Origin of the sequence: Vibrio japonicus, assembly GCF_024582835.1 — a bacterium.
GTDB classification, from domain to species: Bacteria; Pseudomonadota; Gammaproteobacteria; order Enterobacterales; family Vibrionaceae; genus Vibrio; species Vibrio japonicus.
This window is the reverse complement of the sequence record NZ_CP102097.1, coordinates 439,278-463,655: the sequence shown is the minus strand read 5'-3', so window position 1 is coordinate 463,655 and position 24,378 is coordinate 439,278. Positions and strand designations below refer to the sequence as shown.

At 45.1% G+C, this 24,378-nt stretch carries 19 protein-coding genes and 2 pseudogenes; 13 read left to right on the top strand and 8 right to left on the bottom strand.

Features of this window, described 5'->3' with window-relative positions:
• The first annotated feature begins 69 nt into the window (after positions 1 to 69).
• The 4 genes and pseudogenes from NP165_RS15250 to NP165_RS15235 all read left to right on the top strand — a co-directional run bounded on the left by NP165_RS15250 (position 70) and on the right by NP165_RS15235 (position 3,474).
• Positions 70 to 900, top strand: coding sequence for a DUF6279 family lipoprotein (locus NP165_RS15250; protein ID WP_257086611.1), 831 nt, complete (start codon positions 70 to 72; stop codon positions 898 to 900).
• A gap of 117 nt (positions 901 to 1,017) precedes the next feature.
• On the top strand, positions 1,018 to 1,791 hold the full coding sequence (locus NP165_RS15245; RefSeq protein ID WP_257086610.1) for a sulfite exporter TauE/SafE family protein: 774 nt from the start codon (positions 1,018 to 1,020) through the stop codon (positions 1,789 to 1,791).
• A 179-nt stretch (positions 1,792 to 1,970) separates the two neighbouring features.
• A pseudogene (locus tag NP165_RS15240) lies at positions 1,971 to 3,122 on the top strand (HD-GYP domain-containing protein).
• A gap of 160 nt (positions 3,123 to 3,282) precedes the next feature.
• Positions 3,283 to 3,474 carry a hypothetical protein gene (locus NP165_RS15235; RefSeq protein WP_257086609.1) on the top strand — a complete coding sequence of 64 codons (192 nt, stop codon included), beginning with the start codon at positions 3,283 to 3,285 and terminating at the stop codon, positions 3,472 to 3,474.
• Between the two features lie 41 nt (positions 3,475 to 3,515).
• Here NP165_RS15235 and exaC read toward each other — a convergent pair.
• A pseudogene (exaC, locus tag NP165_RS15230) lies at positions 3,516 to 5,034 on the bottom strand (acetaldehyde dehydrogenase ExaC).
• A 318-nt stretch (positions 5,035 to 5,352) separates the two neighbouring features.
• Here exaC and NP165_RS15225 point away from each other — a divergent pair.
• The 3 genes from NP165_RS15225 to NP165_RS20005 all read left to right on the top strand — a co-directional run bounded on the left by NP165_RS15225 (position 5,353) and on the right by NP165_RS20005 (position 9,313).
• On the top strand, positions 5,353 to 7,113 hold the full coding sequence (locus NP165_RS15225; RefSeq protein WP_257086608.1) for a sigma-54-dependent Fis family transcriptional regulator: 1,761 nt from the start codon (positions 5,353 to 5,355) through the stop codon (positions 7,111 to 7,113).
• A 192-nt stretch (positions 7,114 to 7,305) separates the two neighbouring features.
• Positions 7,306 to 7,818 carry a PAS domain-containing protein gene (locus NP165_RS15220; RefSeq protein WP_257086607.1) on the top strand — a complete coding sequence of 171 codons (513 nt, stop codon included), beginning with the start codon at positions 7,306 to 7,308 and terminating at the stop codon, positions 7,816 to 7,818.
• A gap of 13 nt (positions 7,819 to 7,831) precedes the next feature.
• Positions 7,832 to 9,313, top strand: coding sequence for a methyl-accepting chemotaxis protein (locus tag NP165_RS20005; RefSeq protein WP_306439764.1), 1,482 nt, complete (start codon positions 7,832 to 7,834; stop codon positions 9,311 to 9,313).
• 96 nt (positions 9,314 to 9,409) lie between these two features.
• Here the strand turns inward: NP165_RS20005 and NP165_RS15205 are convergent, their stop codons facing one another.
• The 6 genes from NP165_RS15205 to NP165_RS15180 form a co-directional block, all read right to left on the bottom strand.
• Entirely contained in the window at positions 9,410 to 9,547 is a 138-nt protein-coding gene (locus tag NP165_RS15205) for a hypothetical protein (RefSeq protein WP_257086606.1), read from the bottom strand.
• 409 nt (positions 9,548 to 9,956) lie between these two features.
• Complete coding sequence (locus NP165_RS15200) at positions 9,957 to 10,271, bottom strand: DUF4144 family protein (RefSeq protein WP_257086605.1); 315 nt, start codon at positions 10,269 to 10,271, stop codon at positions 9,957 to 9,959.
• Positions 10,272 to 10,346: 75 nt separating this feature from the next.
• Entirely contained in the window at positions 10,347 to 11,795 is a 1,449-nt protein-coding gene (gene gnd / locus NP165_RS15195) for a decarboxylating NADP(+)-dependent phosphogluconate dehydrogenase (protein WP_257086604.1), read from the bottom strand.
• Between the two features lie 39 nt (positions 11,796 to 11,834).
• Positions 11,835 to 12,551: a 6-phosphogluconolactonase gene (gene pgl, locus NP165_RS15190; RefSeq protein ID WP_257086603.1), complete on the bottom strand. Its 717-nt coding sequence runs from the start codon at positions 12,549 to 12,551 to the stop codon at positions 11,835 to 11,837.
• A complete protein-coding gene (gene zwf, locus NP165_RS15185; protein ID WP_257086836.1) occupies positions 12,548 to 14,050 on the bottom strand; it encodes a glucose-6-phosphate dehydrogenase in 1,503 nt (500 codons plus the stop codon). Before zwf ends, pgl begins: the two co-directional genes overlap by 4 nt.
• A 376-nt stretch (positions 14,051 to 14,426) precedes the next feature.
• Positions 14,427 to 17,306 carry an HD domain-containing phosphohydrolase gene (locus NP165_RS15180; protein ID WP_257086602.1) on the bottom strand — a complete coding sequence of 960 codons (2,880 nt, stop codon included), beginning with the start codon at positions 17,304 to 17,306 and terminating at the stop codon, positions 14,427 to 14,429.
• Positions 17,307 to 17,493: 187 nt separating this feature from the next.
• On the opposite strand from NP165_RS15180, the gene NP165_RS15175 reads away from it, so the two are divergent.
• The 4 genes from NP165_RS15175 (at position 17,494) to NP165_RS15160 (ending at position 20,758) form a co-directional block, all read left to right on the top strand.
• Positions 17,494 to 18,237, top strand: coding sequence for a phosphatase (locus tag NP165_RS15175; protein ID WP_257086601.1), 744 nt, complete (start codon positions 17,494 to 17,496; stop codon positions 18,235 to 18,237).
• An 84-nt stretch (positions 18,238 to 18,321) separates the two neighbouring features.
• Entirely contained in the window at positions 18,322 to 18,705 is a 384-nt protein-coding gene (locus NP165_RS15170) for a cytochrome b562 (RefSeq protein ID WP_257086600.1), read from the top strand.
• Positions 18,706 to 18,835: 130 nt separating this feature from the next.
• Positions 18,836 to 19,195: a hypothetical protein gene (locus NP165_RS15165; RefSeq protein WP_257086599.1), complete on the top strand. Its 360-nt coding sequence runs from the start codon at positions 18,836 to 18,838 to the stop codon at positions 19,193 to 19,195.
• A 111-nt stretch (positions 19,196 to 19,306) separates the two neighbouring features.
• Entirely contained in the window at positions 19,307 to 20,758 is a 1,452-nt protein-coding gene (locus NP165_RS15160; protein ID WP_257086598.1) for a PepSY-associated TM helix domain-containing protein, read from the top strand.
• Positions 20,759 to 20,802: 44 nt separating this feature from the next.
• On the opposite strand, the gene NP165_RS15155 is transcribed toward NP165_RS15160, so the two are convergent.
• Positions 20,803 to 21,723: a LysR family transcriptional regulator gene (locus NP165_RS15155; RefSeq protein WP_257086835.1), complete on the bottom strand. Its 921-nt coding sequence runs from the start codon at positions 21,721 to 21,723 to the stop codon at positions 20,803 to 20,805.
• A 199-nt stretch (positions 21,724 to 21,922) separates the two neighbouring features.
• On the opposite strand from NP165_RS15155, the gene NP165_RS15150 reads away from it, so the two are divergent.
• Both NP165_RS15150 and tdh read left to right on the top strand, forming a co-directional pair.
• Positions 21,923 to 23,119, top strand: a complete 1,197-nt coding sequence (locus NP165_RS15150) for a glycine C-acetyltransferase (protein WP_257086597.1) — start codon at positions 21,923 to 21,925, stop codon at positions 23,117 to 23,119.
• Positions 23,119 to 24,150 carry an L-threonine 3-dehydrogenase gene (gene tdh / locus NP165_RS15145; RefSeq protein WP_257086596.1) on the top strand — a complete coding sequence of 344 codons (1,032 nt, stop codon included), beginning with the start codon at positions 23,119 to 23,121 and terminating at the stop codon, positions 24,148 to 24,150. Before NP165_RS15150 ends, tdh begins: the two co-directional genes overlap by 1 nt.
• The last annotated feature ends 228 nt before the right edge of the window (positions 24,151 to 24,378 follow it).

Here is a 24,378-nt window from a genome sequence, read left to right as displayed (position 1 = left end):
AGCTGCAGTGCTATAGTAACGATGAGAGGAGTTTGTGAATTTAGGAGCCACTATGAAGCAGGAGTTGCTATGAAACGCTGGGGATTGTTGGCATTAATCTGTGTGCTGCTCGCTGGGTGTAGCGCTAAATTTATCTACAACAAATTAGATTGGTTGGCGGTAAGTTATCTGGATGACTTTGTAGAGCTTAACGATGAGCAGGAATCGGTCGTTAGGAACAAAGTAAAAGCATTGATGAAATGGCATACAGGTAGCGAATTGCCGCATTATATCGAACACCTTGATGAGCTGATTGCACTGAACCCCCAAACATTTTCGATCGAAGATTTAGAAGCACAGCAGAAAAAGATCAAAATTCATAGCGACAGGGTATTGCAGAAAATTGAGCCAGAAGTGGTAGAACTGGCGAAGCAACTGACAGACGAACAAGTAGAGGAGCTCATGAATAGTATTCGTGTCAGGCATACTCGCTATAAAAAGAAGTATAAAGACTTACCTCCTAATGAAGTGCAATCTATCTACGCACAAAAGATTGAAGAGAATTTTGAAGAATGGTTTGGTCCACTCACTAGAGATCAAGAAGCAATAGTTACCGAGTGGAGCGAACATATGCTTGTCACGCAACCGGACTGGATCAAGCACCAAACCAAGATGCGTATTGTGATCAATGAGCTACTCAACAAGCGACAGGATTCGTCCTACTTTTCCAACCATTTAAACCAACTGTTGTTCAATCCTAATCGTTATTTTTCTGACCCATTATTAGCAAAGCGCGAGCACAACCAAGGTATTTCTGCGCGTTACTTTGTCAAAATGGTGAATTCCGCAACACCCCAGCAAATTCAGCACTATCGAAATGAACTAGAAGACTGGAAAGATATGGCGCTTTCTTTGCTTTGAGCAACCTTTCTTTGACCTGCGTAGCGTCACTGTAAGGGATATTATGGCTTGTTCGAAATTTAAACAAATATTACAGTGGTTTACATTACAATTACAAAATGGTCATGTGAATACACTATGGAATGGATTCTCTTATTTGTTGCTGGCGTACTTGGAGGTGTTCTTAATAGCGTTGCTGGTGGTGGAAGCTTTATTACCTTCCCGTCGTTATTGTTTGTTGGCGTGCCCCCGATCATCGCCAATGCAACCAATACTTTTGCTGCATGTGCGGGCTACTTAAGTGGTGCTTATGGATTTAGAAAAGACATCGCACAGCACCCAGATGTTATTGCATATACCGTTGTTTGGAGTTTGATTGGCGGCGTTATTGGCGCTTATCTACTGTTGAACATTTCGGAAACGCTGTTTCTGGAAGCCATTCCTTGGCTGTTACTTTTTGCAACGTTGCTTTTTATCTTCGGTCCTAAAGTGAGTGGTATGGTCACTAAGGTGGCTCAACGTGCGTCAATAAGTTCTCGATGGGGATCGCTTGTTTTAGTCTTAAGCCTTGTTTTTGTGTCTGCGTATGGCGGTTTTTTCAATGCCGGACTCGGGGTTATTGTACTGAGTTACTTGGTGCTGGCAGGGTACAAGGACATCAATCAGATGAACGGTCTAAAACTGTTGGTCTCTTCAAGTGTGTCGCTCGTCGCGATTGCGGTGTTTGTATTGGAAGGTGCCATTGACTGGAATCGCGGGGTTGTTGTGATGGCGGGTACCTTGTTAGGCGGGTACGTTGCCGCGAATGTCTCCAGAAATATTAAGCAACAGCATGTCAGAGCTTTTATCGCTTTTTCCAGTATCTCGATGACGATCTATTTCTTTGTCGATGTCTATTTTCTCGCGCGATAAATCGTTTCAATCGTCATGGAATGATGTGCTGTTTATTGCATTTTAACCATAATAATTATGATGAAATTCTAAATTTAGACATATGCTTGTGATTGATATGTTATTTGTTTGATAAATTTCACTCTAGATTTGAGGTGTTGCTCCAAAAATTCTTAATTCATCCCAAGGCTAGGTATCACATGCTTGATTATTCAGCGTTGAATAAAATTGTTTCTCAAGACATCGATATTGTTTTGAAGTTGGATCTTATCTATAAGCTGGCTAGCACAGGCTTTAGCAAGCTGTCTCGATTTTCCGTCGCTTTGATTGTGGATAAGACGGTCTCCAACTATTACGTTCAAGACAGATTGTCTGAAGTGGGAGAGCATGACTATAAAGAGCATCAACTTAAGAGCGCAACATCACTTGGGAGCATTGCATTTACGTCGACTATTCGGATTATCGATGAACTCAGCGAAATGACTCAGACCGAACGCATCAGTGAATTGATAAGTAAAGGACATCGCAGCAGCTACACCTTCCCCATCTCCCACCACGGGGAAACCATTGGTTTTATCTTTATTAACGCTTCTCAGTCTAGTTATTTTAATCAAGAGATTGTGGCGAGAGATTGAGCTTATCTGTCTCAGACCGTCGCACATTTGTTTATTCAGCTCTATCAAGATCAAAGACACCTCCGCTCTTCGCTAGATATCGCATTAAATATGGGGCATGCAAGAGACCCGGAAACCAAAGAACACCTGATTCGAATGGGTATCTATAGTGAGCTGATTGCTCGAATATTGTCTGAAAATGGTGCTGACATCAGCCATCAGTTTATTCATAGAATCAGGCAATACGCGCCATTACACGATATCGGGAAGTACATGATCCCAGACGATATCCTATACAGCACCAGACGTTTTACGCCTGAAGAGCGCTTAGTCATGAATAATCACACAATTTATGGTGAAAAAATTATCGACGAAGTGATCTCGCTCTCTGGCACGCATTTAATCTCTGAAGGTGAAACTCAGCTTATCAAAAATATTGTCAGGCACCATCACGAACAGTTTGATGGATCTGGATTACCAGATGCACTTTGCAAAGAGTCTATCCCTCTGGAAGCGAGGATTGTGACATTAGCCGATGTGTTTGATGCGCTTCTTAGCCGAAGGGCTTATAAGCCAGCTTGGGATATTGAGCGTGTGGTGGAGTACGTGGAGCAGCAAACAGGAAAAATGTTTGATCCAGAGTGTGTCGATGTGCTGCTCAATAATCTTGAATTATTTATTGATATTCGTAGGCAATATTTAGATACCGTTGACGCTAATCAATACATTGCCTGCTAGTTGCCGTTGCCCATGTCAAAGGTACGGGCTAAATCACACAGTGATAACATTTGATAATAATTTAGGTCGTTATTTCGTCTATCGGTGCGAAAATTAAGGTATGCAATGAAGCAGTGCATTGCTAAGTTTAATTTTTGATTCCTTAAAAATAGGAGGCGTTATGAGCAGAAAATTAGGCCGAATTATGTCTAACAGCCGCATGATATTGTTTATTGCGTTTTTGACGGCGACACTGGCGTGGATATTAAAGATGCCCATTTTGTTTACTGTTTCAGTACTCGCATTAGTCATCAGTGTGGCTCTGTATTTATTTGATAAGTACAAAGAGTCAAAAGAAAAACGGGCGTCTTAAAGACACCCGTTACCGTTCAACTATTTAGAAGAAATCAGTCGTTAGAAGAAACCGAGTGGGTTTATATCGTAACTGATCAGTAAGTTCTTCGTATTTTGGTAGTGATCCAGCATCATCTTATGCGTTTCGCGTCCAATGCCTGATTTCTTGTAGCCACCAAATGCTGCGTGTGCAGGGTAGGCGTGGTAGCAGTTGATCCAGATACGACCTGCCTCGATCTTGCGTCCCATGCGGTATGCTACGTTTGCGTCACGAGTCCAAACACCCGCACCTAGGCCGTATTCAGTGTCGTTCGCGATTTCCAGCGCTTCTGCTTCATCTTTGAACTTGGTGATGGCGATCACTGGGCCAAAAATTTCTTCTTGGAAGATGCGCATCTTGTTGTGGCCTTCCAACATAGTTGGCTGGATGTAGTAACCTTGTTTGATAGAGTCAGGCTGTTCAGATACGCCGCCACCAAACACCACTCTTGCCCCTTTGGCGGCCGATTTCTAGGTAGCTTAGGATCTTATCGAACTGCTCCTGAGAAGCCTGAGCACCGACTTGGGTATCGGTATCGAGCGGGTTACCTTGTTTAATTAGCTTCGCACGTTCAGTCAGTTTCGCCACAAACTTGTCGTAAATCGCTTCGTGTACCAACACGCGAGAAGGACAAGTACATACTTCGCCTTGGTTGAAGAAGCCTAGCAGCGTACCTTCGATACACTTATCTAGGTACTCGTCTTCGTGATCGAAGATATCTGAGAAGTAAATGTTTGGAGATTTACCACCAAGCTCAACGGTGGATGGGATGAGGTTATCCGCCGCACACTTCAGAATGTGGTTACCCACTTGTGTAGAGCCAGTAAATGCTAATTTTGCGATACGGTTGCTGGTTGCTAGCGCTTCACCTGCTTCACGGCCGTAGCCGTTAACTACGTTAAGTACGCCTGCTGGAAGTAGATCACCGATCTTCTCCATAAGAACAAGAATAGACGTCGGAGTCTGCTCAGCTGGTTTAAGGATGATACAACAGCCTGCTGCAAGTGCAGGAGCCAGTTTCCATGCTGCCATTAGCATAGGGAAGTTCCATGGAATGATCTGACCAACAACGCCAATCGGCTCAGGGAAATGGTAACTTGCCGTCGTGGCATCTAGCTCAGCGGCACTGCCTTCTTGAGCGCGGATACAGCCAGCAAAGTAACGGAAGTGGTCAACAACCAACGGAAGGTCGGCTGCTAGGGTTTCGCGTACTGGTTTACCATTTTCCCACGTTTCCGCAACCGCCAGCTCTTCTAGGTTAGCTTCGATACGATCAGCGATTTTAAGCAGAATGTTAGAGCGTTCCGTTACGCTGGTGGTTGCCCAAGACGCTTTGACCTTGTGCGCGGCATCCAATGCTAGAGCGATGTCGGCCTCACCAGATCGTGCAACTTTACAGTAAGGCTGGCCATTGACTGGAGAAATGTTATCAAAATACTCCCCACCTACCGGTTTAACCCATTCACCGCCAATAAAGTTGTCATAGTGTGACTTAAATTGAACTACAGATTCAGGGCTGCCTGGTTGTGCGTAAATCATAGAAATATCCTTATTGTTTCTCGTTCATGTTTTTTTAGATACCGTTCTAAGCAAGTTTTCGTTCACGTTTGTATGGGCATATATTGAGCAACAACTTACTTAAAACGCTATCAACACTCGTGGTGCATTTTTTTGTTCAGATTAGGTAACGCAAATCACAGGCCAGATGTTAAAAACTTGTTGTACATTTGATGAAAAGCTAGAGTTAACAAGGCTTAAACAGTGTTGTTTGGTGAATGTCGAAAGCGAGAAAAATGTTAATTTGATGTTCAAGTGTTCCAAAATGACACACTGAAATTGTTCATAAGTGGGACAACTATGGATTTACAGACTCTACATATCAGTGATTGGTTAGCGTCATCTTGGGACAGAAGTCGAGAAGCCGGTTTAAAAGAGATCAAAAAACCGAGTGACGCCATGCTCACTGGCGCAGTGATGCAACAAAGACGCTTTGATGCACAGCATGTGATCAATGCGGTAGAAGAGTGCGCACTGCCTTTGTTCAATCAAGTCTTCGCTCGTAGTGATAGTCGTTTGATTTTGACCGATGCCGAAGGTGTTGTTGTTGCAAGTTGGGGACAACAGCGATTTCGCGACAAACTGACGACCATATCACTGAGTTCAGGTGCCTGCTGGCAAGAGCGCATAAAGGGCACTAATGCGATTGGTACTGCACTGCACGATCAGCGCGCGGTGACTATCGTCGGTAACCAACACTACATTAAACATCACCGTTTTATTAGCTGCTCAGCGAGCCCGTTATTCAACCACAAAGCTGAGCTGGTGGGCGTATTGGATGTGACCAGTGAACAGACTGAGCACGATGTTATGGCGCAACTGCTCGTTCAGAATATGGTTCAGCTAGTTGAAAATCGTCTTTTGTCGCAGATACCCGAAGGGGTCCTTCAAATCGACCTTGCAATGGACAAATCCGTTCTTACTTCGGGTTGGCAGGGGATTATTATCGCCAATGAGAGTGGACAAGTTGTCGCGCACAATCAACTCGCTTCGCAATTAATGTCGTCACCCAGTCTGATAGGCGCATCGGTGGATGAGCTATTAGAAGAATCAAAAAAAGGCCCGAGTTTTGTGTATGAGCAGCGAGCTTTAAAACACAAAAACCCTCGAAGCAAATTGGTGAGCGCTTCTAGCGATCTTCATTTTGGCGATCACCAGATTGAAACCGCATGGCAACAAGCCAATCGCGTTTTGGGCAAAGACATCAGCCTTCTTATTTTGGGTGAAACAGGGGTAGGTAAGGGGGAGTTTGTCAAAGCCCTACATAAAAACAGTAATCGCCGTAAGGAAACGTTAGTCACGGTAAACTGTGGAGCCTTGCCCAAAGACCTGATTGAATCAGAACTTTTTGGCCATGCAGCCGGGGCGTTTACAGGCGCGAGCGCAAAAGGCTATTTAGGGCGTATCCGACAGGCGGATAAAGGCATTTTATTCCTTGATGAAATTGGTGAAATGCCTTTAGAAGCTCAATGTCGGTTGTTGTCTGTCCTCCAAGATAAAGTGGTTGTGCCCGTCGGCTCGACAGAAAGCCACCAAGTCGACATCCAAATTATTGCCGCGACTCATCAAGATTTAGAAAAATTGGTGTCACAGGGACACTTTAGACAGGATCTTTATTATCGGTTAAATGGTTTAATCGTGCATTTACCACCGTTAAGAACTCGGCAAGACAAACAAGAAATCATTCATGCGATTTACCACAAATACAGTGGGTCGCAGAAGAAGCTTTCCTCTTCGTTGCTTGCGTTACTCTCCAATTATTATTGGCCAGGCAATTTAAGAGAGCTCGACAATTTACTTAAGGTAAGTTGCTTAATGGGTGGAGATGGAGAAGAGCTTCAGTTAGAACATATCCCCACTCACCTAACTAAACTTTTGGTTGATAAAAAAGACAATACGGAAGGTGGGCTTGAAACAGCGGATTTGCAGTCGGCAGTGAACAATACGCTTATCGATGTATACAACGCCCATAATGGCAATATTAGTAAAGTCTCACGAATACTGGGCGTCAGTAGAAATACCATCTATCGTAAGTTGAAAAAGCTTGGGATGCTGAAGTAGAAGACTCAGCAAGCGTTTGATGTGATGTCGATTCATGAAAATGCAGGGTTATTGTGCTCTTTGTAAGCGGAATGAACGCAAAAAATTGATAAGTATATCCTTATTTTAAGTTGGGCCTTGCGAAAGGTTATAAAGTCTCTATTCTATTTAGCATCTAATAAAAAAGTTCATTTCTTCGTTAGGAATACGACCTTGTCTAGTCAATCAAACCAAGAAGTTAGTTTCGGGCATGACGAATTTATCATGTCTAAAACCGACACCCAGGGGCGCATTGTGTACGCGAACCGCGTATTTATGCGAGTGTCTAACTATCCTGAATCCGCACTCTTAGGGCAGCATCACAATATTATTCGTCATCCAGACATGCCTAAAGGTGTGTTCCATGGCTTGTGGAAAACGCTAAAGTCGGGTGAGGAATTTTTTGGTTTTGTTAAAAACACGACCGCTGACGGTGGGTACTACTGGGTATTCGCCAACGTGACGCCCGACTATGAAGATGAAAAGCTAGTGGGTTACTTTTCGGTACGTCGTAATGCCCCTCGCAAAGCAAGAGAAGAAATAGAAAAAATCTACTCTGATATGAATGCGATGGAGCGAAGCTCTTCACCGGATGCGTCATGGGATGCGATGGTCGATAAGGTAAAACAGCTGCACGGCATGAGCTACGAAGAGTTTGTTATCGATTTGTATAATAAACACCGCTAAAGGAGAGGACACAATGGAAAAACAACACGCCAGTAAGAATGTGCCTCTGTTACGGCAAAAGTTTCTAATTATCTGTACGGTTTTCGTGGTTACGACAATCATCATGTACGGGTTGAATGCCTATTATCACGGTTTTTCTGTTTATGAAGCGGTGATCCTTGTTTTTGTTGTGATGTTTGCCATTTACGCTTATATCGACAGCATGCGTCCAATGGAAACATTAGAGCGTATTCATAAGGTGTTAGTGCTTGCAAAAAATGGCAATACGCACGCGCGAATTACTCAAACAAAAGGCTTGGGTGAGGTCGGGTTTGTTGCATGGGCATTAAACGACTTTTTGGACATCATTGAAACTAACTCAAGAGAGTTGGCCAATAGCTTCGAAGCGACAAGTAAAGGCAAGTACTACCGAAAACTTATGCCTGAAGGTATGCCCAAAGATTTTGCCAATACGATGCACAAAATCAATGATGCGATAGAGTCGATGCATCAGGTTAATATTTTTGGTCGACAGAACCGCCTGAAAAGTGAACTTCACCGAATTAATACCGGTAACCTGCTGGGGAACTTGAAAAACAACCAGGCGGAGTTGGTGAATCTGTCCAGTAAGATGGATGATGTACTGAAGATTGCAACAGAAAGCCGAGATGGTGCTGAAGAGAGCCGCGCATTAGCAGAGAAAATCCGTGTTGCCTTATCGAGCATGACGTCGTGCATGCAAAGCATGGAATCTACGGCGCAAGCTTTGGGTGAAGAAAGTGGACGCATTTCAGAAACCATTGATGTGATCACCAATATTGCAGAGCAAACCAACTTGCTAGCACTTAACGCAGCAATCGAAGCGGCGAGGGCAGGTGAAGTGGGGCGTGGTTTTGCTGTCGTGGCAGATGAAGTGCGATTGCTTGCAGATAGAACGCGCGAATCGACGAAGGACATTAGCCAGACAATTAACTCATTAACGGGCCGTATTGACGAAGTGGTTTCTCAAACGAGCGAAGTGTCAGAGCAAACCAGCATTGTTGCGAAAGAAGTGGATCACTTCCACGATAGCTTCGATAAAGCTGCGATCGCGTCTGAAGAGACGATTCAGCTCGCTATTGCAACCAAAGACATGTCATTCGCGTCGTTGGTTAAATTGGATCACGTCGTCTACATGCAAAACGGCTACATTGCTTTAGAGAAAAACGGCGAAGGCCCAGAAGCGGATGCGGTGCAAGTTGATCACTTTAACTGTCGATTGGGTCAGTGGTACTACAACGGCCAAGGTTATGAATCTTTCCGTCATCTCAGTGCTTATAAACGTATGGAATCAAGCCATGCAGCGGTTCATGAAAATGTTCGTGCCGCGATGGAGCATGTGAAGAAAGATTGGCTAAACGATGATGAAGTGCTAAGTGAGCTACTTACCTCGGTTGAAAAAGCAGAAGATGCGAGCCTGGGCGTAGTCAATGCGATAACGGATGTCGTCATAGAGAAACACAGCAAATACGCTTAATCTGAACGCCATGTATACATCTGAGAGATAGAAACAAAAGGAGTACATTTGGTACTCCTTTTCTGTTTCCGGTGGCTAGGAAGAACAAGATTGTTATTACAACCCGCCATCCTTTTGAGCCTGTTTGACCAAAGCTTGACGTTGAGCTTCCTTTTCTAAAACCACTTCATTTTCCTTTTCGAATTTGTGTTCCTGTGCCTGTGGAACAAAAACAAAGTACTTATTAATAGTCATCGTAGAACCTCAGTGAGTTAATACACCGCTCGTAAGCGTTAAATTCTTGCGGCGCATAACATCTGGTTAAGTCCGCACAATCAAATTAAAGGAGATGCTATCGGCTAACATCCTCCGTTTGAAATTAATTCAAGGAGGAGCAGTGAGTATTAAGTGAGCACTCATTCTCCACCTCTTTCCCCACCAAAACCATGATTACAACTCAATATGAATTGAGTTGAACAAATACTCTAATGTGACGGGAGTCACGGATTTTACCCGAACGAATAACGGTTTGAAAAGCCTTGAATGTTGGCGTGGAGTGAATTGCTTGAGCACGCGATAGGCTGATAAAGATAATAATTCTAATACATTCAAAGAGGTAAATGACGAGTAGAGGGTCGAGCTTTTAATGAAAATAAGAACAAAACTAGTGTGCTAGTGCCTGAATCGCTTGAGCTACGCTGGCGAAATGAATCTTAATTATGCATGCCTGTGCATTCGCGAACTCATGCTCTTGGATGAGTGTAGATACTTGCTTTGCATCGAGTTGAGCATTGCATGGGCACAAGACGATAGAGTTGTTATTGCTTTCGATCGAGAAGGTATATCCCTCAGAATCGATTAGACGATCTTCTCGCTGCATGATCATTTCCGCGCAATCGGCGAGAAACGCATCTTGATCAGCGAGGTAAATCAGCTCTTCATCGCCATCTAATTTCAAAATACTCGGCCAGTTTACCATGTTGCTTTTCCTGCTATATCCAGACAAAAACGCACTACCGAAGCAGTGCGTTTTGATTCAAATTACGAGTGATAATTACACGTCGTAAGTGGTAGACGCTGTGTCACCGCCTGTACCCGTCCAGTTAGTGTGGAAGAATTCACCACGCTCACGGTCGATACGCTCGTAAGTGTGAGCACCGAAGTAGTCACGCTGAGCTTGCAGTAGGTTTGCTGGCAGACGTGCTGTGGTGTAACCATCTAGGAATGATAGTGCCGAGATAGTACAAGGCATAGGGATGCCTGCTTCTAGAGATTTCGCTGCCACTTTGCGCCATGCACTCAGGCTGTTTAGTAGGATGCCTTTGAAGTAGTCATCAGAACCTAGGAATGCGATGTCTGGGTTTGCTTCATACGCGTCACGGATGTTGCCTAGGAATGCAGAGCGGATGATACAACCACCACGCCACATTAGCGCTACGTTACCGTAGTTTAGATCCCAACCGTTCTCGTTAGATGCTTCGCGCATTAGCATAAAGCCTTGAGCGTAAGAGATGATCTTCGACGCTAGAAGTGCCTGACGAAGTGCGTCAACCCACTCTTGCTTATCACCTTCAACTGGAGTGATTGTCTTGCCAAACAGTTTCTCAGCTTCAACACGTTGGTCTTTTAGTGCAGACAGACAACGAGAGAATACAGACTCAGAGATTAGCGTTAGCGGAATACCTAGGTCTAGAGCGTTGATGCCCGTCCATTTACCTGTACCTTTTTGGCCAGCAGTGTCTAGGATCTTTTCAACTAGTGCTTCACCGTCTTCATCTTTGTAGCCAAGGATGTCAGCTGTGATTTCTACTAGGTAGCTGTCTAGCTCAGTTTTGTTCCAGTCAGCGAACACTGCTTGCATTTCGTCTGCAGACATACCAAGGCCGTCTTTCATGAACTGGTAAGCTTCAGTGATCAGCTGCATGTCGCCGTATTCGATGCCGTTGTGAACCATCTTAACGAAGTGGCCTGCACCGTCGTTACCAACCCAGTCACAACAAGGCTCGCCAGCGTCAGTTTTTGCAGAGATGCCTTGGAAGATAGGTTTAACCGCTTCCCAAGCTTCAGGAGCGCCACCAGGCATGATAGATGGACCAAAACGTGCACCTTCTTCGCCACCAGATACACCAGTACCGATGAAGTGGATGCCTTTTTCGCGCAGTGCAGCAACGCGGCGGTTGGTATCTGGGTAGTTTGTGTTACCACCGTCGATGATGATGTCGCCCTTGTCTAGTAGCGGTACTAGAGCGTCGATGAACTGGTCTACAACGTCACCCGCGCGAACCATTAGCATCACTTTACGTGGCGCTTCTAGTTTCTCTACTAGCTCTTCTAGAGAGTAAGCACCAACGATGTTCGTGCCTTTCGCTGGGCCTTCTAAGAACTCGTCAACTTTTGCAGCCGTACGGTTGTGAGCGACTACTTTGAAGCCGTGGTCGTTCATGTTTAGGATAAGGTTTTGACCCATTACTGCTAGGCCAATTACACCGATATCACCTTTCATTGTTTCTCTCCAATTTTCTTTAATGGATGCGCAACCGTACTAAACGATTTTCGCTGCTGCATCTGAATCTAGGTACCACTCCGTTTCACCAGCTTTAGACTGGATTTTCGCTGCAGGGTAAGGCAGCTCTTCTGCTGGAGTCGTGTGAATTTCGTGAACGATTTCAACTTTGCCTGCGCCTAGCACTAGGTAGCTGATTCGTTTTGCGGCTTCTAACACTTTTGCTGTCTTAGACACGCGAAGTTGGCCAGACTCTGGATGAGACGCGACAAGAGACAAGTTCTCGTCAGCGTAGTTTGTCTGACCCGGGAATAAAGAAGCCGTGTGGCCATCTGCACCCACGCCAAGTAGAATCCAGTCAAAGACAGGTGTGCCATTCTCACATGGGATAACGTCGGCCATTTCTTTAGCAAAACGCTCCGCTTCAGCTTGCGGATCATTTTCGCCAAGAATTCGGTGAATGTTTTCAGCCGGTAGGTTTACTTTGCTAAATAGCAGGGCGTTGGCTTCACCGTAGTTGCTTTCTGCATCATCTGGCGTAACGCAGCGCTCGTCACCCCACCAGAAGTGAAGGTTTTGCCATTGAATCGACTCTGCATACGGTGCAGAAGCCAAAAGCTTAAACAGCATCTTAGGTGTGCTGCCGCCAGAAAGAGAAATATGTACAGGTCGACCAAGCTCGCTGAACGCTTTCATGTCGTTCGCCAAGCTTTCTACAACCTGCTGTGCTGTAGCAAAGATCTTGTGATTGATCATAGTTCGCAGTAGTCCGTGTCAGTTAAATTTTTACAAGGGAAACGCCATGCGCGGTTGTCGCGTTGCAGTAAATCGTCTGCTTCTTTTGGTCCCCAAGTACCACAGGCGTAGCCAAATAGTGATTGTGGGTCTTGTTTGAAGTCTAGAATTGGCTGAACGTATTGCCAGCACGCTTCAACCGCATCGCTACGTGCAAACAAAGTTGCATCGCCGTTTAGGGCATCAAGCAGAAGACGCTCGTATGCCGTTAGCATTTGCGTTTCTTCTAGCGAAGCGTAATGGAAGTTCATCTTCACTTCTTTGGCATGAAAACCTGCGCCTGGCTCTTTTAGGCCAAAGCTCATCTGGATGCCTTCGTCCGGCTGGATGCGGATAATCAATTTGTTTTCTGGTGCATTTTGACCAAACACTGGGTGCGGAGTGGCTTTAAAGTGAATCACAACTTCCGTAACACGTGTTGGTAGGCGCTTACCCGTACGCACGTAGAATGGTACGCCATTCCAACGCCAGTTGTTGATGTAAGCTTTAAGACCAATATAAGTTTCCGTACGTGAATCATCGGCAACACCGTTTTCTTCGCGGTAACCAAGAAGGTGTTTGCCACGCACATCAGACGCGGTGTACTGGCCAAGTACAAGGTCGTTACGTAGGTCATCTTCTTCAAGCGGCTTAAGACACTGCAGCACTTTTACCACTTCATCACGCATAGAATCAGCGTTGATTTGCGCTGGTGGTTCCATACCTACCATAGCTAATACTTGTAGCAGGTGGTTTTGGAACATGTCGCGCACAGCGCCAGAGTTATCGTAGTAACCGCCGCGTTCTTCAACACCTAAGAATTCAGCGCCTGTGATTTCCACGTAATCAATAAAGTTACGATTCCAAAGCGGTTCAAACATCGCGTTAGAGAAGCGGAAAACAAGCAGGTTTTGAACCGTTTCTTTACCTAAGTAGTGGTCGATACGGTAGATTTGGTGCTCTAGGAAGTGCTCGTGAATCTCTTTATCGAGCGTTTGAGCAGACTGAAGATCGTAGCCAAACGGTTTTTCGATGATCAGGCGTTTCCAGCCGTCTTCTTCGCTATTTAAACCGTGGGCAGCAAGGCTTGCAGGGATAACGCTGTATAGGCTAGGTGGAGTCGCTAGATAGAATAGAGTATTACGTTGTTCAAACTGGTATTGGTCAGCAAGCTGATCCAGACGGCTTGCCAGTTTGCTGTAGTCTGCGGTATCAGAGGTATTGATGGCTTGGTAATGCAGATGATTGATGAAAGCATCGAGTATTGCAGGCTCAGTTTTTTCCATCTCCTGAAGCGAACGCTTCAGTTTCTCGCGGTAAGACTCGTCACTGTATTCAGTACGGCTCACACCCAAAATCGCAAAGTTTTCCGGGAGCTGCTTACTTGCGTAAAGGTGGTACAAAGCTGGGATCAACTTACGATAGGTTAAGTCGCCCGAAGCACCAAAAATCACGATGCTGCTGTTTTCTGGTATTACCATCATCTTTCCCTTTAAAAACGAGGTAGTTATTCTGCGCCTGTGTAGGCTCTAAAGTGCTGCCAAGCTATCAGCGGCACAAAAATAATAAAAATAGGTTTTACCTATTACTTTAATAGGCAAACGCATAAAAAGGCTTAGGCAAAAGCAATATCTATGCAACGACGTGCAAAAATATCGAGACTATTGTCAATTCGGTAGCGTATTGTCCATGAGTATTTGATATACATCAACCTTTTGTGACGCAATCGATTAAATAATAACTCGTTTTTTGCTAAGTCATTGATTGTTATAAGACGGTGAAGGGGCTAACTTACTGAAAATTAGAGTTAAAGTTCTAATTGGATTAATGGCCAGCCATCAAATTCTTGGCTTAAGATTAAAAGAGCGATTTCAGGTACTTTTTCACTTTGTCCATATGAGATTTACGATCAAAAACCGTTTTTTGTTCAGGGCTTAAAAACAGTTCCGCGTATTTCTGGTCTAGCTCTTTTTCTAAGAACAGCAAGTAAAGTTTTGGATCGATATGGCCTGACGTCGCCATTTTAGTCATGATCTCGATGGATTCTGTCAGGGTTTTCGCCTTTTTGTATGGTCTATCACTCGATGTTAGTGCTTCAAACACGTCTGCAATCGCCATTACACGGGCTGGAATAGACAGCTCTATCTCAGAAATACCTTTAGGGTAACCTTTCCCATCCATTCTTTCATGGTGTCCGCATGCGATCTCAGGGACATCCTTGAGATGTTCAGGATAAGGGAGACGATGCAGCATCATCATGGTTTGAATAATATGATCATTGATGATGAATCGTTCTTCAGCTGTGAGTGTGCCGTGCTTAATTGATAGATTGTAAAGTTCGCCTCGATTGTATTTCAGTTTGCCCGGCTCAAGCACAAACGACTCTGACCACATCTCTTTTGGGTTAATTCCTGCTGGCCAGCGTATCTGGTGAATAGGCTTGTCACTCAATAAAGGCTCCATGACGGGGAGGGGTACAGGCGAATTTGCTCGTTCCTTTTCGAGCCAAGAGACACCCAGTTGATCATCCAGTGTTCTTTTCCATTGTTGCTGACTGATGACGTGAAGGCGATCAATATCTTCAGCGTCCATTGATTCTGAGCCAATATTACAATGGGCAACGAACGCAAAGTCTTCATCAAGGCGCTGATGAGCTTCCGCTAGAGTTTTCCGTAGCGCTTGTTCATCTTCGGTTCCCTCAGACATAGCCTTCCAATAATCAACTTCGGCTTGTACTTTCAATAATTCGAAACGCATTCTCACTTCATGAATTCGGTCATAAATGGTTTCGAGTTTGGTCGCTTTATCAATCACATATTCAGGTGTGGTCACTTTACCGCAGTCATGCATCCAAGAAGCAAGATACAACGACTCCCAGTCGGATTTGCTCATGTTAAAGTTAGGGAAGTGGTTCTTATCTGCATCGGCTGCTTTTGTCAGCATTTCACTCAATTTGGGTACGCGCTGGCAGTGGCTGCCTGTGTAGGGGGATTTCGTATCGATAGCTGAGGCAATCAGCTCAACAAACGCATTGAGCATCTCTTTTTGTTCACGAATCTTGTCGATGTTCTCTTTTGCTAGCTCAGCGAAGCTTAATAGCTCCCTTAGAAATGCGTGTTTGTCGCGTTGCTCTGGTGTTATTGCTCTCTCGTAACCTAAAAGGAGAATACCGACCAATTGCTCGTTACGATTAATAAGTGGGAACATAAAGAGATCGGTGTTGTAAAGCGTTTCTCGGTATTTCGCGAGGCAGTTGTCGTTTCTCCTGAAATGAAGCACATCGCCTTTCGAAAGGTCCTGTTGAACCCAAGCCGTAGAGTCTAAAAATTCATTGATATCAATTTTAAAAGGGATGATGGCATGATTGGCGGCGATGTCATAATCGCCATTGCTACCGGCTCTCGTGTAAAGCACAATCGTTTCTGCTTTGGTCACCAGATAGCTTTGGTGGGCGATGGTTTTCGCTAAGATTGAGAAATCCTGATTGCTTGCGGTTTCTCTCAACAGTTTCAACAAATCATGGAGAGTATGCTCCATGAGTTCTATGGAATGGGTAAGATCCGCAACTTCTTTGATTACACTCTTAGGGTAGCGTGTTTTCTTAAAATCAAATCGCGCAATACTGTCGGTTTGAAGTACGAGTTTTTTTAGCGGTCTCGATAACCACTGTGCCACAAACCAAACGATGATGAAGCTGACGGCTAAGAGTGCCAATGCGACCTTCACTTGTCTGTCGCGCATAGAAAACAGACCGGATAGCAGTTCTTTCTGAGGCGTTGCTTCGGCGAGCAGCAATTGTGTCTGATCATTTAGGCTAACTGGAGTCATGGTGAGTGACCACGTACTGAACTTATCCGTGACTTTCTTAAACAATGGCTCAGTGGTCGGGTGTTCAAAAATGGATGCAAATAAGCTATCGCTAAGTTCTTTAGTTACTTGTTCTTCATCTGCTCCTAACGTTACCCCTCCTTGATGGTGTGCCAAAACGGTAAAGCGAGTATCAAACAAAATGAGTTTGCTGCTGGTGGAGTTACCCAGCTTGCTAATTTGCTGCGATAGTGAGTCGAGAGTAAAATCTGCGCCGACCACCAGCTGGCCGTTGTGAGAGCGTCTTGATAAGGTTACGCCGTTTGTTTTGAGGAAGTAGAAAAAGTAGGGATCGGTGAGCCTGATCTTTCCGTCAAGGCTCGCATTAACAAACCATGGCCTGGGTCTTGGGTCAAACTGATTGCCCATGGATTCTCTTTTACCTACTTGCTGGTAGTTTCCATCAAGAAAATAATAGTTATCCGCTCCACTGATGGTCGTAGCATGAACCATCAGGTTGGCTTTTTCAGGGGCGTCAAATCTTTGCCTGTCCTGGTTGCTTCTTAGTGCTCTTAGTATCGTTAAATCGCCTTGCTCGTTGGCGTAGAAAAGGGAGGCTAATTCCTGATTGCGCTCAAAAATAAGATTTACATATTTGAGAAAACGCTGTTCTTCTACGGGCGATGGGTGCTCTTCCACGACTTGGCTTAATGCCAATGAATCAAGCGCCGTTAAAATAGGTCCGACTCTACGCTGAAATGTAGATTCCAGTTTAGAGCTATTCTCTCGGCCCACTTCTTGTGCGCTACTCGCGAGTAATTCTTCAGCATGGTGATAACTTATCGAAATTAGCACAACGCCGACGATGGTCGTCAGAATTAGGAACAAACTGGTTATATGGATGCTGAGCGAATAGCGGCGAATTTTCATACCTGAACCATTTATTAAAGTCCTATTAAGTATTAATCAATATGTCAATGATGCAAAAAATAGGGTTATAAAATGTACTGTTAGTGATTTGGCAATTTTTTGTTCATCAAGGATTAATTTGCTTTGTACGTATTTTAAGCGATAGGCTAATGCCACTACTGGTAATGGGATTGATTAGTTGCACGATATGAAGTTAGTCATTGATACACACACTCATACATATGCGAGTGGACACGCATACAGCACGTTGATAGAAAATGCTCAACTTGCCAAACAAAATGGTTTGCAAATGTTCTGTACCACGGATCACGCAGAGTCTATGCCGGGGGCGCCTCACTACTGGTTTTTCTCTAACCAGCGTGTTCTTCCACGTTTTTTGGATGGTGTCGCGGTGATAAGAGGTGTGGAATCCAACATTCTGAATGTAGACGGAGAAGTGGACATTCATCCTACCACCGAGCGCAATCTAGATTGGGCCATCGCGAGTTTCCATGAGCCTGTATTTCGCCCTACAGATAAAGAAACGCATACTCAGGCATTAATGAATGTGATCAAAGGGGGAAGAGTGGATGCGCTTGGTCACCTAGGAAACCCACATTTTGATTTTGATTTTGAACGGGTTTTGCAGTGCGCGAAAGATCACAACGTCGCCATCGAAATTAATAACACCACGTTAAGGGGAAATAGCAGAATGGGCAGTGTAAAACGTTGTTATGAACTTGCGCGATTGGGCAAGGAAATTGGGGTTTACTTTACCACAGGAAGCGACGCGCACTTTTGTCACGACGTAGGTAACTTAAGTCTTGTGTCTGAGTTACTTGATCATGTTGGTGCTGATAGCGACAAAGTCATTACACATAACTGCCGACAGTTTTTAGACTTTTTGGTGCTTCGTGGGCGCGATCCTATCGATGAATATCAGAGTTTATAGTTTGATACAAAAATGTCGCTCAACATCGGAAGCGAAATTCAGTAAAATCGCGCTTTTAAACGCCCAATAAAGAAGATTATTACAATGAGAAAGTTAATCCCAGCTCTGGCTATTTTGGTTTCTGCTCACACGTTTGCAGCAGATGTTGATCTGAAAGCAAACATGAAACAAATGAAAATCGAATTCAAACACGCGGCTGAAGCAACGGAAGTTGAATCGATGAAGACAGCAATTGTAAACCTGTCGGAATTGGTTGAAGAATCTAAGCGTGGTGAGTACGCACCAGAGAAATTTGACATTTATCTTGAAGGCTTCAACAAACTTTCAGTGGCATTAGACTCTGTAGAAGCAAAGCTAGACGCAGGTGATATCGATGCAGCTAAAGCAGAACTTCAACAAGTTGATGCGCTGCGTGAAGAGTACCACGAGAAGAAAAATCCAAGCATCTGGAGCAAGCTGTTCGGTTAATTTGTTATGTCGTGTCTGATGTTTACAGTACGCGACATAAAGTTATGACCATGGTTTAGTTTTGCTGCTTTCGTTGCGGAAATGGTTAGCGACTCGTTATATAGTCTCGCTATTCCACTAGAGAGTGACAATGACACGCGCAGCGAACTTTAACCGAACCATGTTACTAGCAAGCGCCCTTAGTTGGGTGCTTGTTACTTTGATGCCTGTCATCAATGCTCATGGCGCTAATGCTGGCGTCTGGGCAACGCTTTGTACCATCAATGGTTTCGAATTAGTACAAATTGAAGAAGGTAAGGCCGAGACTCAGCACAGTAAGCCTTGTCCGTTTAGCCATTTTTCAAGCTTTCACCAAGATTCACTTCCAACACCTCTCTACACATCACGACACACACTGACCGTAGTCGAGCGGTACGCTTTTTTGGCTCTAAGCGTGCGCTACCAGATTGCTGTCCCACGTGCGCCGCCTCAACGTATTGTTTTCTCATAACGTAATTCAAAAATTCAATAAATCGTTTAGTAAAGTTCAGGCTCAAAACGGATCCACTTCTTGAAAAAGATGTGGGCATTTTTTTGCGTCGTTAGAAAAAGGAAAACAGTAATGTTGGGTAGTCAAACTCAGACTCAGCCTAAGGACAACACACGCCTACAATCCACACAACAAACCAAAGCGCGCTATTTTCTCGCATGGAGATGGCACTTTTATGCTGGTTTGTTTGTCGTTCCATTTATGATCATGCTCAGCTTGACGGGCTTAGTGATGCTCTTTGACGATGAAATCGAGCAACTGCGCTATCAAGATGTTCTTTCTGTTGTGCCACAAGAGCAAACGCTGCCTGCTTCTCAGCAAATTGCAGCGGTAAAGTCAGTGTACCTTGAAGCCGCGATGACTCAGTTTATCTCGTCGAAACAGCCAGATACCGCCAATAAAGTCAGTATTCGCTTTGAAGATGGGAAATCGCTTTTTATCGCGGTGAATCCATACACAGCGCAAGTACAGGGTGAGATTGACCGAAGCGATAGTTGGTACGAGCTCGCTAATAATATTCACGGTACGCTATTGATTGGCAAGTTAGGTGATTTTCTGATCGAAATTGCCGCCAGCTTAAGTATTCTGCTCTTAGTCACTGGCATTTACATGTGGTTACCGAGTGATAATGCTTCGCGCGCGGGTTTCTTAAAGCTACGCGTTTCATCGGGCAGCCGTATTCTTCTACGTGATATTCACGCTAACTTAGGTGGTGTGTTGTCCGTCGTTCTGTTGCTATTTGTGTTGTCAGGTTTAGCGTGGGCTGGCGTGTGGGGCGCGAAAATGGTTCAAGGCTGGAACACTTTTCCAACCTACTATACGTGGGGAGAAAAGCCGCAATCTGACTTAACGCACTCAAGCCTAAATCATGGCAGTGAAGAAGAGTTGCCATGGAACTTAGAGCATTCGACGTTGCCACAATCGCAAGCACAAGATCATTCAGGCCATCATGGCTCTGAGACGGTGAGCATGAAACACTATGCCACTGTTTCCATTGACCAGATTATCGACCAAGCCAAAGCACTCGGCTTTACGCAATTTAAAGTCTTCATGCCTAAGTCTGAAACAGGTGTATACACCGTTGCCGCTAATTCAATGGCGGGCGATGTGATTGACCCTCGCCAAGATAGAACCACTCACTTTGACCAGTATTCAGGTGAGGTGTTAGTCGATGTGACTTGGGACGATTACACTCTAATGGCGAAGCTGATGGCAGCAGGCATCTCGCTCCACCAAGGGGATGTCAGCGTGATCAACAAAGCGTTGAATGCGCTGTTTTGTATTGCGTTTATCGCTATTTCAATCACTGGCGTTGTGATGTGGTGGAAGAGAAGACCCGTCGGGCAACAGAAGCTGGGCGTACCTCCTAAGTTCCAACAAGACGCGATTTGGAAATCAGGTTTAGTCTGTTTGCTGATTATCGGGATCTGTTTCCCTCTGGCGGGGCTCACTATCGCAGTGACGCTTATTCTCGATTGGCTTTTGGTTCGTCGCTCCAAGCGTTTACAACACTACTTCGCGTAACCCGCAATAAATATGGCCCGTCTATCGGGCCATATTCTCATCGGCTAAGCGAGTTTATTCGTCAGCTCATCACTCACATAGTCAATAAATGCCCTTAATCGCGCGGGCATATATTTGGTTTGCGCGTATTGCATTGCCACTCCGCCGTGATAGTTGCTCTTAATCGTCCAGTTGGCTAATACAGGCACTACTTCACCGTTTTTTACCGCATCTGCGATCACAAAATCGTGGAAAATGCCAATCCCCAACGCATTCTTAACCCCGGTTAGGCGCATTTGCGAATGGTTAACCGCGTAGCGACCAGAAACAGGAACCGAGTGAAACTCATCGTCTTTAAAGAAGTCCCAGATGTGGTCGCGGTCGTTCTCAGCAAGGTACAAGCAATCGTGTTCAATCAGCTGATTCGGATGAGAAGGCATGCCGCGCTGCTCAATATAGTCAGGGCTGGCACACAAAACTAAGTTGGTGCTGCCGATCTCTTTGAGCACCAAATTCTCATCGGGTTTGTCAGTCAGTTTAAACGCAATATCAATATTATCGCGGATCAGGTCGATTTCACCATCTGCTACGCGCAACTTGAGTTGAATGTCAGGATATTGCTTTAGGAAAGGAACAACAAAAGGCTGCAGCACTGAGTTTAAGAACGCTTCGGGCGCTGCCACCGTTAATGCGCCGCTGATCTCGGTGTGGTCAGAAACCGACAGTTCGACCGCTTGTTTGGCGGCGTTAACCATTATGACCGCTTGATCGTAAACCTGTTGTCCGGCTCGCGTGATGATTAAGGTTCGAGTCGTGCGCTCAAACAACTTTACCGACAGCGATGCCTCCAAACGAGTGACCATCTTACTCAGTGCAGAAGGTGTTACTTCGAGTTTTTTCGCAGCGGCGGTAAAGCTCCCTTCTTCTACGATCAGGATAAAACATGCCAAATCAGGGAGTAGGGCGATCAGCTTAGTGTTGTTCATAATGTGTGCGGTTAGATAAAACATCAATTGCCCTCTAGTAGAGCTTATTTGTGCCTCAGGTTCAATAATGTTTTTCCACCCAGTGGGATAATGGATTCACGGCGCTTCGTTTACACTTAAGTTAATTCACTGCAGGCACGAAGCCGCAGAACTAACGCAAGCATTAAGCTTAATAATTATAACTAGGAAGGAATTTGAAATGACTTCTGCATTCTACGAACAGATTCGAAATCAGATCGAAGAAGTAAAGGCTGAAGGCCTATACAAATCAGAGCGTGTAATCACTTCTCAACAGCAAGCGGCTGTTAAAATCTCAACTGGTGAAGAAGTCCTGAACTTCTGTGCGAACAACTACCTTGGTTTAGCTAACCATCCTGCACTAATTGAAGCGGGTAAAGCCGGTATGGATGAGCACGGTTTTGGTATGGCTTCAGTACGCTTTATTTGTGGTACTCAAGACATCCATAAAGAGTTAGAGCAAAAGCTTTCTCAATTCCTAGGTAAAGAAGACACGATTCTTTACACCTCTTGTTTTGATGCAAACACAGGTCTATTCGAAACCATTCTTGGTAAAGAAGATGCGATCATTTCAGATGCGTTGAACCACGCGTCTATCATCGATGGTGTTCGTCTTTGTAAAGCGATGCGTTTCCGTTACTCAAACAACAACATGGAAGAGTTAGAGCAACAACTGATTGCTGCGAAAGAAGCGGGTGCTCGTAACACGCTTATCGTGACAGACGGTGTTTTCTCTATGGACGGTGTTGTTGCTAATCTGCCAGCTATCTGTGACCTAGCAGATAAATACGGCGCACTAGTGATGGTTGATGACTCTCACGCAGTGGGTTTTATGGGTAAAACTGGCGCAGGTACACACGAGTACCACGACGTGATGGATCGTATCGACATCATCACAGGTACGCTGGGTAAAGCTATGGGTGGCGCGTCAGGCGGCTACACGTCTGGTAAGAAAGAAGTGATAGATTGGTTACGCCAGCGTTCTCGTCCGTACCTGTTCTCTAACTCTGTGGCTCCAGCGATTGTTAACGCATCAATCCGAGTGTTGGATCTTCTACAAGAAAGTGGTGACCTGCGTGACCGTTTATGGGAAAACGCGGCACACTTCCGCACGCGTATGACAGAAGCGGGCTTTACGCTTGCAGGCGCAGACCACGCGATTATCCCGATTATGCTGGGTGATGCGAAAGTGGCGGCAGAATTTGCAGAGCGCGCACTAGAGAAAGGCATCTACGTGGTTGGTTTCTCTTTCCCGGTTGTACCAAAAGGTCAAGCTCGTATCCGTACACAAATGTCAGCGGCACACTCTCGTGAGCAACTAGACCGCGCAATTGATGCGTTCATTGAAGTTGGTCGTGACATGGAGATCATCAAGTAATGAAAATTAAAGCACTATCGAAACTAAAGCCTGAAGAAGGCATTTGGATGACTGAGGTTGAAAAACCGGAAGTTGGTCATAACGACATTCTGATCAAAATTAAGAAAACCGCTATTTGTGGTACAGACGTGCACATCTACAACTGGGATGATTGGTCACAAAAGACTATTCCAGTTCCAATGGTTGTAGGCCACGAATACGTGGGCGAAGTGGTTGCGATTGGTCAGGAAGTACGTGGTTTTGAGATTGGCGACCGCGTTTCTGGCGAAGGTCACATCACTTGTGGTCACTGCCGTAACTGTCGTGGCGGCCGTACTCACCTATGTCGTAACACGATTGGTGTGGGTGTAAACCGTGAAGGTGCATTTGCTGAGTACTTGGTGATTCCTGCATTTAATGCGTTTAAGATTCCTGATGAGATCTCAGACGATCTAGCGTCTATTTTTGACCCGTTTGGTAACGCGGTACACACGGCGCTTTCATTCGACCTAGTGGGTGAAGACGTGCTAATCACAGGTGCAGGCCCAATCGGCATTATGGCTGCAGCGGTTGCAAAACACGTTGGTGCTCGTCATGTGGTGATTACAGACGTAAACGAATACCGCTTGGATCTTGCTCGCAAGATGGGTGTAACCCGCGCGGTAAACGTAGCAGAAGAGAAGCTAGAAGACGTAATGTCTGAGCTAGGCATGACTGAAGGTTTCGATGTAGGCCTTGAAATGTCAGGCAACCCTTCAGCATTCAACTCAATGCTGACAACCATGAACCACGGCGGTCGTATCGCGCTACTGGGTATTCCACCATCAGACATGGGTATCGATTGGAACCAAGTGATCTTCAAAGGTCTAGTTATCAAAGGTATCTACGGCCGCGAAATGTTCGAAACTTGGTACAAGATGGCTTCATTGATTCAGTCAGGCCTAGATCTAACGCCAATCATCACGCACCATTTCAAGGTTGATGATTTCCAAAAAGGCTTCGACGCTATGCGCAGCGGGGCTTCCGGTAAAGTTATCCTTGATTGGGAATAACCACATCAAATACACGAAGCGCTCCGAGAGGGGCGCTTTTTTTACTTTTGCGCGGTATTACTCAATCTACAATATTGTTAATGTGCAGTTGACAGGAAAGCTCTCAATATGGTCCTTGAGCCAGGAGGAAAACCTAAATCCACTACGAGCAAGGCAGCCACAACAGGAATGGCGAAACTGTCGAATTAGCATTCTTCAGTTTCGCCATATTTAGAGACATTATTTATG